Here is a 13,696-nt window from a genome sequence, read left to right on the forward strand (position 1 = left end):
AAAGACAATAGCGTTGACCGTTTTGCTTCGTACTTCTGCCAAGGTGTGGAGGCCCGCCAAGGTGAACTGCCTCCTTGCTGGTTTCTCGTCTATACTCGAGCAAGTGATCCCATCGTCGCGTGGTCTAGCCATGCCGTCTTGGACACTTCCTCAGGTTACAAAGGCGGTTTTAGTCGTACTTGCCGTCTACTTCCCGGTCGCGCTCTATCTGCACTACAGCTACGTTCCAATACCTGAGCCGCCCAAGTTCGCGAATCTGTCCGGCCCCTTCCGTAAGCTCGATGCGACCGCCTATCAGGCCCTTGCGCCAAAACTCGACGGGCTCGCGGACTTTGACAGTGGTCCGACCAGATCGACCATTGTCTTGCTTGAGGATGGGAGTCCGCTTGGCCCACCACATAGTCCCTCAAAAGTGGCCAACGGAGGTTATTCGCATTTTCGCGGTGCCGGCATCATCTTTTCGGCCAGCGACAACAGCGATCCTAACTCCAACGGGCGAAGCTATTCAGTTGCATGGCAGTGATTAAACATTGAGTGAGGGCCCGCAAGCCTGAGCCGGCGGGCCTACATCCTATGTCGATACGGCACTGCGCCGTGACCGGTGAGGACCCGCTGTCGCCGAGGCGCCTCCGGCCGTTGAGTTCACGGCCAGAGGTTCTCCGAAACAATCTCAACGCGCGACATGGTCCCGTCGAAATAGGCTGGCGCGTCGAGAGGCAGCGGCGTGCGAATGTCGCCGTAAGTCTTCATAGGATTGTCTTTGTTGTAAGCGGCAATCATGCGCTTCGCGCAAGCCGGGACGCCAGCGCGATCGACGCGACGCTCAGACAACTCAAGAAAGATGTCGCTTACGATTATGTCCCGAGCATTTCTGGACAAGTACCGTGGGGTGAGGCTGAATAGCCATTCGTAATCGCCATCCCGTGGCACATATAGCTCGATATCATTGCGCACGAAGTCTCGCGGCGTCGAGGCCAGCAAGCCGCTGAAAGGCGCAACAGTTCCGGCGCTCGCAAAGCTTCGGACGGTGGCTGGATTTCTGGCGGCAAGAGCGAAACGTTCATTGATATCGGGACGCGATATCCGCAGGTTGCGTAGCTGTTTGCCGGATACATGCCGAAGGCGGGCCCAGGCGCCTCCTCTTCCGTCACGCTGGTGGCCGCGGACCGCGCGCGCTCAATCAACTCACGCTGACTGACGTACTCGCCAGATGCCATTCGGCGCTCAGTCGCGATAGTCCACGCGATGTCCGCCTGCCAGTCCAGAATCTCCTTGTCGACCAGCGGCACGCTCCAGGCCTGGGCCTTCCAGTCCATCGTCATGGCCTCGTCGCGGGTCATCGAGCAGCAATACGAAATGAAGGGCTCGATTACAGATACCAGATCAGCGTAGCTCTGCTTCACGTAGCCGCGCTGTCCGGCGAACTTCTTATCAGCCCATTCACGCCAGTTGCGCTCGCCCTCAGCGAAAAAATCCGGATGAAAGACGGGGAGCTTTTCGCTGTCCAGGTCCGGGATATCCGTCAGGCGCTTGCCGAACGTGCGCTTGAAAGCCTGCTCGGTATCCTGGCCGTCGAGATCGCACTTCTTCATGATGAGAGCGACATCGTAGAAGTCCTTGTAGAGGCTGGTGTGCGTACCGAGCGAGACAATGGCGTGCACCTTCTCCGCGAGCATCGTCTCGGCGTTGTAAGCCATGATCTTCGCCGGCGCGTGGCCGTCGAGGACGGTCGGATAGGTCATCATGACCGGCTTCGGCGTGCAGACGTGGCCGTGGCTGATCTCCAACTTGAACTTCAGGCGCATATTACCGATGCGGGCCTCACAGGTGATCTGGTGACCCGGCTCGTCAGCCTTGGTGTTGATCGATTCCACCTTGAGCGTGTCGAGGTTGAACGTCATTGGATCGGCATCGGAGGGCGTAACGGAGGCGATCGCCTTGAACGCCTCGATCGCCTCCTCGCGCGTGAGCTTGTCGATCGCCCAGACGTCGATGTCGGTGGTGGTACGCTGGTGATCCTGCGTCACACCGATCAGAGCCATCGCGCCCTTCAGCACGAGGCGCTTGTTCCAGACTTCGCACTCACCGAGGCGCACCAGGACGCGCTCGAACACGTAGCGCGTCCTGGTGAGACACCTCCATCGAACGGGAGGCATTCACGAGGCGGGAGACGGCGCATCCACCGCTCACCATAGAGCGCGCGGCCAGCGTCGACGACGCGCTGTTCGCGCCCGCCGAGCGGACGGCGGTAGCCCTCGCGGAGTTCCAGGATGCCGTTGATGACCGGCATAACGGGCTTGTTGGTGTGCAGCATGGCTCTTCTCGATCTACACCCGATAATCGGGAACAGACCTGCAAGTCGCAAGAAATGATTAGATTTCAGGGACTTGAGCCCCTATCTCTCTCACAATGGGCGGCGTTAGCGTAGCAGGATCCCGGACCTGACGGCCGTCGAGGGAGTAGTTCCCCTCGGGCCGATGCTTGGTTCATCGCCCCTCAACTCGCGACGCTGAAGCCGAAGCCGCCGGCTGGTGGCCGCTGGATCCACGAGATCAAGTTCGACGGCTACCGCAGCCAATTGCACGTCTCGGACGCCGGCACCGAGATCTTCACCCGGAAGAGCCTGAATTGGACCAAGCGTTTCACCGGCATCGCGGCGGCCTACGCCTCGGCCGGACTCGGCAGCGCGATCGTCGACGGCGAGATCGTCGTGGCCGTCAACGAGCGGACCGACTTCAGCGCCCTGCAGGCCGACCTAGCTGTCGGCAGGCAAGACCGCCTGCGCTTCGAGCCCAAGGGCGGCATACGGTTTCCGACCATGCTGCACGTGGCCGAAGCGACCTTGAACTATTCGGAGGTCCGCGAGGCTCTGGTCGAGCGTTATCAAAGCGTGCCCGTCGACTGGATCCGGTAACGGCAAGCACAGCGGCGCGCGGTGGTCTAGCATCGACTAGTAAGGTATCCGGCGCGCCCGCAAACCACCGGACATCCTCGATAACCAGTTGAAGCGAGGTGAGCGGCCGTGCACGAATGATATTTGCCACCTATGTTCCGGAAAACGCCATTCAGCCAAGAGACCTCGAACTATATTCCGCCGAGATCGGTCTCCAATTGCCGCACCAGCTTGCTTGGAGTTGTGCCAAGCGCCTTCGACAACCTGAATAGTGTGACAAGCGTGGGCGATTTTAAGCCACGTTCAAGCTGGCTCACGTAGGTTCGATGAATAGCCGCCCGTTCCGCAAGCTCCTCCTGAGAGAGTTGGGCGGATTGCCGTAGACTAGCGACCAGTTTTCCAAAGGCTATGTTGGGGTTTGTCACCCCGCGATAGTTCGCGCTTGAACACTAAAGGACTACAGACTATAGTATTCACATCGTGCGATTCCGGCTGGATCCGATCTTATGAGAGTACTCGCTATTTCGGATCTGCACTTGGAACGCCGGGCGTTAAACGAACTACCGTACCTGAGTGAGTCATTCGACGTGCTGGTCTGCGCCGGTGACATTTGGGAAGGCGAACCCCAAAAAGCTGTTCAGTGTGTCACGCAAATCGCGCATGGAAAGCCCGCGCTAATTGTTCCTGGTAATCATGAGTTTTGGACTCATGAGACCGGTGGACACACCATCGCTGACGTCATCAAATTAATGCGTAATGAGGCAGATCGACAAAACGCCGAGGCTCGTCGAAAGGTTGTCACCGTTCTAAGCGCCGACAGTCCTACATACGAAATTGACGATACGCGCTTTATCGGGCTGACGCTTTGGGGGGATTGGGCTCAAGCCAGCCGCTGGATGTGGGGCACTGACAATGAAATCGAGTGGGCAGCCCGCGCGCGCGCTATCGCGGTTCATCCAAAGACCGGTCCCCGTGAGTATGGCGCGATCACAACCGAAAGAGGCAGATGGACCCCATATGATGCCGCAGCCGAGCATGCGCGGGAAAGGGCTATTCTCGTTGACGAACTCGTCTCTATCCACGAAGGCCCAACCGTAGTAGTTACACACCACCCTCCTCTCGCTGCCTGCGTCGATGCATATCGAGGTGCTCGGCTTCCTTGGTGGGCACCCGCCTTCTACACATCAAACATCCTCCCAACATTACCCGATCATGTCCGGCCTGAACTTTGGGTCTGCGGTCATGTTCATGCTCCCTACCACGTAGAATGCGGTCGAACCCGCGTAATCTGCAATCCCGTCGAAGGCGGCCACTTCGACCCTGAACTCATCATAGACATTTGAAGATGGCAGAAGACGAGCGAGTCTTTTCTCATGATAATCTGGACCTCGAAGAGGAAGGCATGCCTTCGTGCCCCGCGCCCGAAGATTGGAGAGCTGAACTTGTCTGGGTGCACTACAAGCTCTTCCAACCACCAGAATCTCATCCGGAGTTAGCTGAAGGTCTTCCCGACTGCGGAATAGGATGGCTCGGCATTCTCGATCGGCTCTGTACACAGCTCCAATACCTTCTCGACGAAGAAGGTAAAGGCAATACGATTAAGCTGATGCAGATCAAGGAGGAGCAAGGCCTCCTACGGGTTTCTTGGAATGGGCTACTTTCGCAATCCACCACTGCTAACGTGGATAAGCTGATTGAGCTCGCATGTGCGTGTTCAGCATGCACGTGTGAAATCTGCAGTGAGGAGGGTCGGCTCTACCGCCGCGGAAGTTACCTTGCAACCGCTTGCGACCTTCACGCTAAGGGTGAACGAGCGCCAATGAAGCCTGGCCTCGAGAACATTTACATCCGTCGAGGCGAGATCAACGGCAAGATTCAAATTCTGTCTTGCAGACGATACGATCCGAAAACCAACAGCTTTACCGATGTGTCTCCTGCGTCGTTAGGGCTGGAATGACAGCCTTCCATGTACGCGAAGCTGCAAACCTCACTTCCATTATTGGCGTTTAAGTTCTCCTGCAATTCGCGCAACTCCTCCTATGAGTTGCTGCGGTTCAGCAATTCGTCGGATGCCGATGGGCGCTCCAAAGTCGTAATTTTCGATCACTGCTCAGGCTTCCGGTTGGGCAACGTTCAATCGGCATCGGGCCGAGCTTCCCGCATCAAACAAAGAAGGCGGAACAAATGCTGAGGATAACTATCGAATTGGTGCCTGGAGGCATTGAGTTGGAGAGCCGCGCCGTCGCTTCGATGCAGATATCCAACGTAAGCGACCTCGCTGACTGCTCGGACTACCATGTCGAGATTACGGAGACCGCAAACCCTTTGACTGGCGACCCAGCGCGTAAGGCCGAGTGCATGGTGGTTGCGCACCACCGCAGACAGAGGGTCTGGGCCCTCTTGGAGAAGGCGTGTTGCGAATTACTTAAGGATCGCAACAACTCGCTAAAATCTTGAGAAGCAACATGCTAGGTTCGACGAGGTCAGTGTCATTTGAGAGCACAGCCGCAACATCGTAATCGTTTCGAAATGCCCCGAGAAGAAGATGCGAGGCGAGATTTGCGTCGCCGCCTTTTTCCTCGGTCTTGTGAACCTTGACGACGGCTGGCCGTGGCTGCGGAAGTTGATTGGCGAGCGGCGGACGGAGCGCCGGCGGGTGGACCAGGCCTGAGAATTTCTTTGCACCCAGAAAACTCCCCATGTGCAGAGAAATTTCAGGAATGGTAGCGAGCGCGTCGAAATAGACCTGCTGCCGGGCTGGAGCGAGCGGATCAACGCGGCGCGGTGTAGAGCGAACACCAATGATGATATTTTCCGGTTTGAGAAACTGGACGCAGAGCTGCTTGATGTTCAGCCATTTCGGATCGGGACGCTTTTCAAGCATCCGGTAGTAAAGGTTGAAACCGTCAACATAAATAATGGTCCGCATAGGCTCTCAGGGGGCGAGGCCCAACAGACAAAGCAAAGGCCGCTTCAGGTTTCCCCTCCGGGGCCCTTGAACCGACAGCACGCTGCCGGCGGGTAGCCTGCCATGAACGCCAGCGCTGGCGTCTACGCGCGATGTCTGAGCGAGCTCGCTTGAGGGCGAGCAGCGTTTTTTTGAACCGCAGCCCCTAGCGCCGCAGAAACAGCCAGACCGCATTGTGGGAAACCTTGATCCCGCGCGCGGCGAGTTCGTCCTTCAGGGCGTGAAGCGTCAAATGCGGCGTCTGACTGATCCGTTCCCTGATGAAGGCGCGATGCGGTTCAAGTACGGGCTTGCGATGGCCGCCCATCTTACCGGGCGCTACCGAGCCGGTCGCTCGATAACGCTGCGACCACTTCACAACCGACGACACCGCAACCCCAAACCGCAATGCCACCGAGCGGCAGCTCTCACCCTCTGCGACAGCCGCAACCGCACGCTTACGCAAATCATTGGAAATTGGTCGGACCATCGGATGCTGGCCTCCAGCCCAGCCAGCATCTTGAATCATATTCGTTCCAAATCCGGAATCCCTCCCGATTGCGGCCACGGGCAGAGTAGGTCCTCTAATCCCTCTCTAAATCATTGAAGATGCAAGTGCTGGATTGAGCGCCGCGAACCATTGGCAGAGGTCGCCGGGCAAAGTATGTCCCCTGGACGACGTATCTCGAATCTCGACCATCCGCCGCGCCTTACGGTTGCGGTATGACGGTGAATGCCTGTCTGATCGCCTCGGGCGAAATCTTAAACTTACGGTCGATCCACGATATGAAATCGGCCGGATGCACGATCACGAGTTCTCTTCCGTCTGGTCTAGCGCGAATGACACAATAGAGTTCGCGCGTTTTGCCGTCGGGCGCTTGGACGCGCGACGTCCGGTATGTCTCCGCATCTTGTCCGGCGAAATCCTTCAGATTGTCGGAGATCAGGATGCCGGCGTGCGCGGCGTAGGCGGTCGCAAGAACGCCGCCATCCTCGAGATCTTTCAATGCCGGGTCCGGAGACCCGCCTAGGACGATGTGCGGGTCGAAACCGGCTGGCCCGAACTTCATCATGTCGACAAGTGCGAAAATCTCCTCCTCCACCAGGGCTTCCGGGTATTCCTTTCGGAGGAGCACTTCGCGATACGTGTCGAGCATCTTGAACGACATGGCGATCTGCACCGGCTCACCGTTGATCGACCCGGAAACGAGATGCAGAACGACCTTTTGACTTATCGTCGACGATTTGGCCGCTTTGTCGGCATACAATTTTGAGACGAGCACGTTGATGTCCGGGACCACGACGATCATCGTCAGGTCGCCGCAGGACCGTACGTCTCGACCACGACCATCTCGTCGGCGTTAAGCATGTCGTGGTCGATCTTTCCATCGGAAGCGGCAAGCTTCGCAGCAGCCTGTTCGAAACGTTCCCTGGCCAGTGAGAACATGATGCGACGGCTCAGCTCCTCGATCTTCCGCGCGCCCTTCATCTGGTCGGCCGAATTCTCGATCAAAAGATTCCGGAGGTCCTGAGGTAACAATGTGAAAACCCTGACGGCATTTTCGAGAACATTGGCGGGAGTCCGATTTTCTCTGAGTGCAATCGTGCGAACCCGAAGATCGAGATCCTCGGGGAGGGAGGTCGAACGCGATTTTGCTTTGGCCATGACTAGCTCCTCTTCCTCAAATATCATAAAATACTTAAACTAATGAAATCAAGTTCAAGCTCTTGAGAATAAGGTACTGAAATACCTCGATTTCGCACGATGATAAATGGCGATGCGAAAGCGCTCTGATGGCGTCGTCCCGCTCTGCGACCTCGCCGCCCGCGAAAAGACGAGCGTGTCCGGGGTGGTCGAGGAATTGCTCCCGGGATGGCTGGAGGGGACCCACAAGCTCGAGGGATAGCCTCTCGATCAAGTTCAACCGCATCACCCAAAGGAAAACCCCGCCGTCGCCGGTGGGTTTTTTGTGTCCTGCGAAAGTGGAGGGCGTTTTTGTGGGGGCGTTTTATGCCCGTCGCCGCACCGATTCAATAATTCCGTGAACCGCTCTAGGTGCTCGGGCGGCGCAACGGCGGCAGGCGGGGCCAGGGCGCCTGCGGAGGCTGCTGGAGGCCCTCGCGGGGAGCAACCGGCTCAGACGCCGGCGAGGGCTCAGCGGCGGCCACCGGCGGTTCCTCGGCGGCCGGGGCGGCGGTGGACGGGTCCACCGCCGGCGGCGCCTGGTCAGCTTCAAGAGCACCCTCCGGCGCCGGCTCGCCAGCCGGTTCGGCTGCCACCGACGGCGCTTCGACGCTCGGCAAGGCGGTGGACGGCAATCCTCCATCCGGCGGCGGTTCTTCGGCGGCCTCGACCTCGACCCGGTCATCAAACTGCTCGATGAGCTTCGCCAGCGTGGCTTTACTGACGCGACCGACATACCGCCCCTGCTTACCATTCCAGTTGACCCCCGCCGCGCGCAAAGCGCCTTGCTTTTGCTCGCTTGCGTTACGGCTAAGACGGACCTTCACCTTCACGCAATCCTGCTTGGTGCCAGCCTCGTCGATGGAAGCCTTGGTCTGGACCTGTCCGGCGGCGCGGATGCCCCGGATCAGCGCCTCCAGCTCCGCAGGAGGCAGCTCGCACACCCCCGCTTCCTTCAACCCGGCAAGCACCACCGCCTCACGTTCGCCCTTCGCGGCCGCGGTGTCGCGATCAAGCTCTGCGCGCTCCTCGCTGATACGCGCCAGCCTTGCATCGATGCGTTTGAGTTCGTTCTTCATGGGATCTCCCTCCGTCTACCGCCGTATCGGAGCACGACGTCCAGCAGGGTCAAAGCGAGAAGACGCCCAGCGGGGTGACATTTCGTGGAGTGGTGTGGATTGCTGCCGTCCACCACCGCGCGGCCGGGCTCGATACCTGCAAAAACTTCAAATTGCGGGGACGGCCGGCCTATGAGCTTGCGGCTTTCCAGGGCGGCTGCCCATTGTTGGCCTGCTGAATGCCAAACGCTCAATATGCAATCTTTGGAAGCTTAGTTTCTGATGGCGATCCCTTACGCCCGATTTACCATCGTGTCGCTGACCGAGTTGGCGGGCGCGACCACGAACGTCGCCTATATCCTTCGGGACCGGATCAACGATCCACGCCTCCCCGGAGGAGCTGTCGATTACATCCACCTCGCGGGCGACGTCAGCTACCAGGATGTCTGGCTGCCGGACGCTCACCTCGTCAGCCATTATGACAGCGCCTCTCTTGCACGCGCGATAGACAGCGCCGAGCTTAGCAAGGTGATCAAGCCCCTCGATGAACGCCAACGGCCACCGCAGGCAGGGTTTGCCCTCGTTGTCGCCCTGCCCGCACCGCACGAGGCGTCGCTTCACGAAGCTATCGAGATAACGCAGAGGATCGCATTACATGTCCGTGGATCGTCACGTCTGACGATCCACCTGGCGATCCACGAAGCTGGCACGAACCGCCACGCGCACTATCTTTTCTCCACTCGGCCGATCGACGCCAACGGCAAATTCGGTCTGAAGCAGCGCGATTTCGTGGCACGCGTCCGTCCTCGCGGCGATCAGGCCAAGGTCAAGGTAGAAGTCAAGGAAGGGATCCACTGGCCGAACCTTAGCTGGGAGACCCAGCAGGCATTTTTCGTCGAGCTTGGCACCGATCTCATCGTCGATCCCATTGCTCCCAGCCCCATGAAGCATCTAACGGACAGGAACGAGCTTCCCGCCGCGCGTCTCGACTACCGCAGCGCCAACATCGACATCATCAAAGGGCCGCCCCTCCTGCTCGTCGACGGACTCCTCCGTGGCCGATCCACCCTTCCGGTTGCCGCTGTGCGCCAACTATGCGGGAAATTCTTCGTGGACGGCGGGGACTCGCATATCGACCGCATCTTGATGGGCAAGGAAATCGTCACTTACGCCGATCTTCGCAAGCCGTCGACGGCCGCCTTCGTGACAACGAAGCCAGTCCACGATCTGCTGACGCTGGCCACCGAAATTCTCGATCAGCAGGGACAGAGCACAGTCGTCGCCGCCACTGGCGCCGATGAGCCCGCCGTCGTGGTGCAGATCGCCCGGCTGTGCGAGAACGCATCGGCTGACCGCCCCCTCCTCCTCGCAGAAGCGCTCTCCAACTGCGAGGCCACCGCGAATGTGCTTTCAAACCCGGAAACCCGGCTCCTCAGGATCGACGGGCTGGAATCAACGGCCATTACCGACGCGCTGGCCCTGCGGCCCGGACGCCCCGTGATCGTCCCCCACGCCGAGCTCATCGAAGACCAGCCGCTGGCTTCGTTGATCGTGGCCGCGAAAAAGGCCGGCTCCAAGCTCGTCCTCGGTCACGTTCAAGGCGCCCAGACCGGAACAGTGCGCCGCCAGCTCGCCGCCTACGCCGCGGACGTGCTGGCAAGCCCCGAAATTCCGGCGGAGCAGGACGCTTCGGATGTTGCCGGACGACTGCTCCGGGCCGGCCTCGTGCGGCACGCCGTCGAGCTGATGGTGCGCGGTGGCTTTATCGCGTTCGGCGATCGCCTTGACCACCGTCCGCACAAGCTGGAATTTATCGTGTGCGACGATCCAACGCGACTTGTCTCGACGCACAATGTTGCGCGAGGCGCCGACGGGCATTCCGGTCTTCACTACACTCCTATAGCGCCGTCGATCGTCCAGGACGCACTCTCTGTCGGCGAATGGTTCGTGACAACCGACAAGTTGGTCTCCAATGAGGCCATCGAATGCGGCGAGTTTTTCCAGATCGCCGCTATCGATCGGGCAAGCGGCGTAACTGACGTTATGATCTGGGACGAGCGTCAGGTGATCGACCTTAAGCTTGACCACGCCCACATTCAGCCGGCGGCAGCTATTTCCCTGAGGCAAGCCTTCGGTCTCACGGCCCCTGCCCAATTGACCATTGAGGCCACGGATCCGCGCCGGGTATGGGCTGCTCTTCTGCTCGCAGCGCGCTATAACGACGGCGTGAAGATTTTTGTCGATCCCCAGATCGCGAGAAACCAGCTTGAGCTTGTCGAGGCTGCCCGTCGGTCGCTGTTCGCCGCGCTCCCGCATCAACGGACACAATGTCGCGACGCGAACGCCGACGCGAGCATGCTGGGGGATCAGTTTTTTTGGGAAGAGCTGCCCAAGAACGGAAAGGATAGCACTCCAGCACCGATCATTGCTTCGCAGGAGGTACGCAATCGGCTTGCATATAGCGCCTCCGCTCGCAGCGGCCTCAAATTGCTGCAAGACCTATGCAGCTCAAGAAATCCATCTTGCGGCTCCTTCCGGGAAAGGGCGCTGGACGCGTTCAGCCCTATCACCAAGGCATTTGTTCGTCACTACGCCGGTGAGGAAGTCGATGGATTCACCGCTCGGCACAAGCACGCGCAGAGCGATCCCGATGCGGACCTCGATCTGCCGCCTGACTTGGATGAACCAACGAACTGGACCATTTGGGAGGTCCAGCTATTCATCTGGGATTTGAGCAGCCTTGAGCTCGAAGTAAGACTCGGGCGCTTCCGCGACCTGCCGAATCCGCTTGTGCCGTGGCAGAAAGCAACACTCTGTCATAACGATCGTCGGCACAACCGTCCGGGCGAGCGCGACATGGGCTGACGATTCGATCGAGCAGCCTCCGGAACCGTTCGTTAACCATCGCGCTTCGCTACGAGAAGGAGACGGCGGAACACTCCTCAATTGACCTGCTTATCCTAAAAGCTCCGCATGAATTGTCGCAGGGTCCGTGACCAACAATAAGCCGCGCTGCCTTGCTCGGCAGCGCGGTTCGGGTACAAGCCGTGAGGAGACTTGGGCTTACTTGTTCGCGCTGGTGTTCCGGCTTCGGCGCCAACTCGGATGTCAAATGACAGCCGCCGAAATCGCCTTCGGGTCTATAGCAGACCTGCTTGACTGCAAGCGTGCTCGGCCCAAAGTCGGATTGTGCCGCGCCATGATAACCTTCTCAGAGCTCGGCGAACCCACCATCGACGACCAGCTCCGATCCGAGCATATAACTGGATGCGTCGCTGGCGAGGAACAGTACCGCCGCAGCAATTTCGTCGGCGTGTCCAAGGCGTCCAATCGGAATGATGCTGCTCGCGCCTGCGAGGTAGTCACGAAACTGCGCTTCGGTCCGTCCAGGATTTTCGGACTGTCCCACTCCCCGCAGGATAGGAGTGTCGATCAGACCTGGACTGATCGCATTGACGCGAATACGCCGGTCCAGCAGCTCCGCCGACAGGGTGCGGGCGAAAGAGCGCACGGCCGCTTTTGAAGCCGACAGGACAGCACGCCCCGACACCCCAACCTGGTTCAACCAGGCCGTGGTCATGATGATCGAGCCACCGTCTCGCATGATTGGCTCGACCGCTTGGTCGGGAAACGTTTCCACTCAGTCTTTTCGGCGCTCCCAACCTGGGTGGTCGAGTTCTACCCCCGGGCAGACCTCGGAATCGATAACCCTCGCATAACTGGTGTCGTGAAACCCGCCGAACCAAGTTCACCCTGACGTAGTTCTGCAGCACTTTAAAGATGACATTCTTTGCAGGACCAGGTGGAGGAATGCTTGGATCGTCGCGCTGCTCCTGAGATCTTTCCGGCTCGTAAGATGGATCGAGCGGGAAATTGAACCCCGGCTTCGGAAAGTGCTTGGCCAACTGCAGCAACTCTTCGAGCGCAATGGGTGGCGCGGCTTTTCGGAGGGAGACAAATGACTTGACGTTGGTCTTGAATACGGGCCTCTGGCCGCCCCAAGGCCCCAGCGATTGATCGATGTGCGCATAGACGCTGCCAGGCGTTACGTCGCCAACCAAGTTAGGTGGTTATGCCCTGGATCTCCGTGCGGTCGTTGCTGTAGCCCGGATTCCACGGACCTTCTTGCCCTCTTCCTTGGCACAGGCAATTTCCAATTTCTGGCCGGTCGAGTTGGTGGAGTTCTTACTCACAAGAACGATGACGCCGTCAGATCGGCGAATCCGAGTCCGCACCTTATCTTTCCAACCGCTGTCGTATGCCTCCTTCACCGACATGTCGATGAACTCGTACGGCGCGCGCGGATGTACCAGCCCGCCGGCTGAGTTCCAGCTAGATATGCAAGCGAGGCGCTCGTTACCAAGGATCGTCTGGAAACCAAAAATAGTTTTCGATGTGTCGGTCATAGGCCTGCCGAATATGTCGCAAATAGGTGGGACGATATCCGGACACGGCGGCGGAGCTCTGGCAACTGGTGGCAGCCCGTTCCCGGGGCGGCACCGATCTGCTCGCTCGCCTAGTGGACGAAAATCCCAAGGAGGCCTTCGTCGTGCTGGCGGGCCGGGCTCCCTCTCTGAACCGGAATCCGCTGGCTTGAGCCTTCAAGACGCCCAACCGATATCTTGTAGCGCGAAGCCCAAGGCATGGAGAGCAAGGTCGGCGTCCTCCTCGATTGGTTCGCGATCGATTACGCGGCGATCGAGGAATACGTCGACCGCGGCGTCGTTTGCGTGCTCGAAGGATGGAAACTCGCGCAACGCGGTAACCAGGGCTCTTTGGCACGGTGATTGCATCTGGATTCGATGTAAATTCAGCACATTGCGATGATTGCGTCGGACTGGATTACGCGAATGCCCGGAGGAATTTTGGCTAACGGATTTGTAGTCTGGTTCAACCAGTTCAAGGGTTACGGCTTCATAAGGCCCGACGGCGGAGGTAAAGACATATTCGTCCATATGTCTGCCGTCGAAGAAGCTGGTTTGCCAACGCTCATCCAAGGCCAGAGTGTGAGCTATGAACTCGTCTCCGTTGAAGGCAAGGTCACGGCCGGTCAGCTGCGCGTCGCAACCCGCGAGTCCAAGTCTGCAGAATGAACGCAACCTGGCGCCATCGAC

The 13,696-nt window shown here is 58.9% G+C and carries 17 protein-coding genes and 1 pseudogene; 8 read left to right on the forward strand and 10 right to left on the reverse strand.

Annotation, left to right across the window (positions count from 1 at the left end):
- Nucleotides 1-13 precede the first annotated feature (13 nt).
- Nucleotides 14-523: a hypothetical protein gene (locus AB7535_RS23100; RefSeq protein WP_439036949.1), complete on the forward strand. Its 510-nt coding sequence runs from the start codon at nucleotides 14-16 to the stop codon at nucleotides 521-523.
- A 119-nt stretch (nucleotides 524-642) separates the two neighbouring features.
- On the opposite strand, the gene AB7535_RS23105 is transcribed toward AB7535_RS23100, so the two are convergent.
- Nucleotides 643-780, reverse strand: coding sequence for a hypothetical protein (locus tag AB7535_RS23105; protein ID WP_439036950.1), 138 nt, complete (start codon nucleotides 778-780; stop codon nucleotides 643-645).
- A 74-nt stretch (nucleotides 781-854) separates the two neighbouring features.
- The gene (locus AB7535_RS23110; RefSeq protein WP_439036951.1) at nucleotides 855-2,114 is read right to left on the reverse strand and encodes a nucleotidyl transferase AbiEii/AbiGii toxin family protein; all 1,260 of its coding nucleotides are present in this window, start codon (nucleotides 2,112-2,114) and stop codon (nucleotides 855-857) included.
- A gap of 464 nt (nucleotides 2,115-2,578) precedes the next feature.
- On the opposite strand from AB7535_RS23110, the gene AB7535_RS23115 reads away from it, so the two are divergent.
- Entirely contained in the window at nucleotides 2,579-2,914 is a 336-nt protein-coding gene (locus tag AB7535_RS23115) for a hypothetical protein (protein WP_439036952.1), read from the forward strand.
- 170 nt (nucleotides 2,915-3,084) lie between these two features.
- On the opposite strand, the gene AB7535_RS23120 is transcribed toward AB7535_RS23115, so the two are convergent.
- Nucleotides 3,085-3,318, reverse strand: coding sequence for a helix-turn-helix domain-containing protein (locus tag AB7535_RS23120; protein WP_439036953.1), 234 nt, complete (start codon nucleotides 3,316-3,318; stop codon nucleotides 3,085-3,087).
- A gap of 81 nt (nucleotides 3,319-3,399) precedes the next feature.
- Between AB7535_RS23120 and AB7535_RS23125 the strand changes: the two genes are divergently transcribed.
- Together AB7535_RS23125 and AB7535_RS23130 are read left to right on the forward strand one after the other, a co-directional pair.
- Nucleotides 3,400-4,236, forward strand: coding sequence for a metallophosphoesterase family protein (locus AB7535_RS23125; RefSeq protein ID WP_439036954.1), 837 nt, complete (start codon nucleotides 3,400-3,402; stop codon nucleotides 4,234-4,236).
- Nucleotides 4,237-4,238: 2 nt separating this feature from the next.
- Nucleotides 4,239-4,850 carry a hypothetical protein gene (locus tag AB7535_RS23130; RefSeq protein WP_354134195.1) on the forward strand — a complete coding sequence of 204 codons (612 nt, stop codon included), beginning with the start codon at nucleotides 4,239-4,241 and terminating at the stop codon, nucleotides 4,848-4,850.
- A gap of 468 nt (nucleotides 4,851-5,318) precedes the next feature.
- Here the strand turns inward: AB7535_RS23130 and AB7535_RS23135 are convergent, their stop codons facing one another.
- From AB7535_RS23135 to AB7535_RS23150, 4 genes and pseudogenes are all read right to left on the reverse strand, one after another.
- Nucleotides 5,319-5,822 carry a hypothetical protein gene (locus tag AB7535_RS23135; RefSeq protein WP_439036955.1) on the reverse strand — a complete coding sequence of 168 codons (504 nt, stop codon included), beginning with the start codon at nucleotides 5,820-5,822 and terminating at the stop codon, nucleotides 5,319-5,321.
- Nucleotides 5,823-5,919: 97 nt separating this feature from the next.
- A pseudogene (locus AB7535_RS23140) lies at nucleotides 5,920-6,330 on the reverse strand (helix-turn-helix domain-containing protein); the annotation flags it as partial.
- 220 nt (nucleotides 6,331-6,550) lie between these two features.
- Complete coding sequence (locus AB7535_RS23145) at nucleotides 6,551-7,150, reverse strand: PIN domain-containing protein (protein WP_439036956.1); 600 nt, start codon at nucleotides 7,148-7,150, stop codon at nucleotides 6,551-6,553.
- A 2-nt stretch (nucleotides 7,151-7,152) separates the two neighbouring features.
- Nucleotides 7,153-7,506, reverse strand: coding sequence for a hypothetical protein (locus AB7535_RS23150; protein WP_439036957.1), 354 nt, complete (start codon nucleotides 7,504-7,506; stop codon nucleotides 7,153-7,155).
- Nucleotides 7,507-7,618: 112 nt separating this feature from the next.
- Here AB7535_RS23150 and AB7535_RS23155 point away from each other — a divergent pair, with 112 nt between their 5' ends.
- Entirely contained in the window at nucleotides 7,619-7,747 is a 129-nt protein-coding gene (locus AB7535_RS23155) for a hypothetical protein (protein WP_439036958.1), read from the forward strand.
- Nucleotides 7,748-7,892: 145 nt separating this feature from the next.
- Here the strand turns inward: AB7535_RS23155 and AB7535_RS23160 are convergent, their stop codons facing one another.
- Entirely contained in the window at nucleotides 7,893-8,603 is a 711-nt protein-coding gene (locus tag AB7535_RS23160) for a hypothetical protein (protein ID WP_439036959.1), read from the reverse strand.
- Between the two features lie 261 nt (nucleotides 8,604-8,864).
- Here AB7535_RS23160 and AB7535_RS23165 point away from each other — a divergent pair, with 261 nt between their 5' ends.
- The gene (locus AB7535_RS23165; protein WP_439036960.1) at nucleotides 8,865-11,447 is read left to right on the forward strand and encodes a MobA/MobL family protein; all 2,583 of its coding nucleotides are present in this window, start codon (nucleotides 8,865-8,867) and stop codon (nucleotides 11,445-11,447) included.
- A gap of 346 nt (nucleotides 11,448-11,793) precedes the next feature.
- Here AB7535_RS23165 and AB7535_RS23170 read toward each other — a convergent pair whose 3' ends face one another.
- Both AB7535_RS23170 and AB7535_RS23175 read right to left on the reverse strand, forming a co-directional pair.
- Entirely contained in the window at nucleotides 11,794-12,222 is a 429-nt protein-coding gene (locus AB7535_RS23170) for an SDR family oxidoreductase (protein ID WP_439035283.1), read from the reverse strand.
- Between the two features lie 430 nt (nucleotides 12,223-12,652).
- Entirely contained in the window at nucleotides 12,653-12,988 is a 336-nt protein-coding gene (locus AB7535_RS23175; RefSeq protein ID WP_439035284.1) for a TIR domain-containing protein, read from the reverse strand.
- Between the two features lie 237 nt (nucleotides 12,989-13,225).
- Between AB7535_RS23175 and AB7535_RS23180 the strand changes: the two genes are divergently transcribed.
- Both AB7535_RS23180 and AB7535_RS23185 read left to right on the forward strand, forming a co-directional pair.
- Nucleotides 13,226-13,369, forward strand: a complete 144-nt coding sequence (locus AB7535_RS23180; protein ID WP_439035285.1) for a hypothetical protein — start codon at nucleotides 13,226-13,228, stop codon at nucleotides 13,367-13,369.
- 63 nt (nucleotides 13,370-13,432) lie between these two features.
- Nucleotides 13,433-13,675, forward strand: a complete 243-nt coding sequence (locus tag AB7535_RS23185; protein ID WP_430642631.1) for a cold shock domain-containing protein — start codon at nucleotides 13,433-13,435, stop codon at nucleotides 13,673-13,675.
- Nucleotides 13,676-13,696: the final 21 nt, after the last annotated feature.

This window comes from Bradyrhizobium sp. 956_D2_N1_4, assembly GCF_052076025.1.
GTDB lineage: Bacteria > Pseudomonadota > Alphaproteobacteria > Rhizobiales > Xanthobacteraceae > Bradyrhizobium > Bradyrhizobium barranii.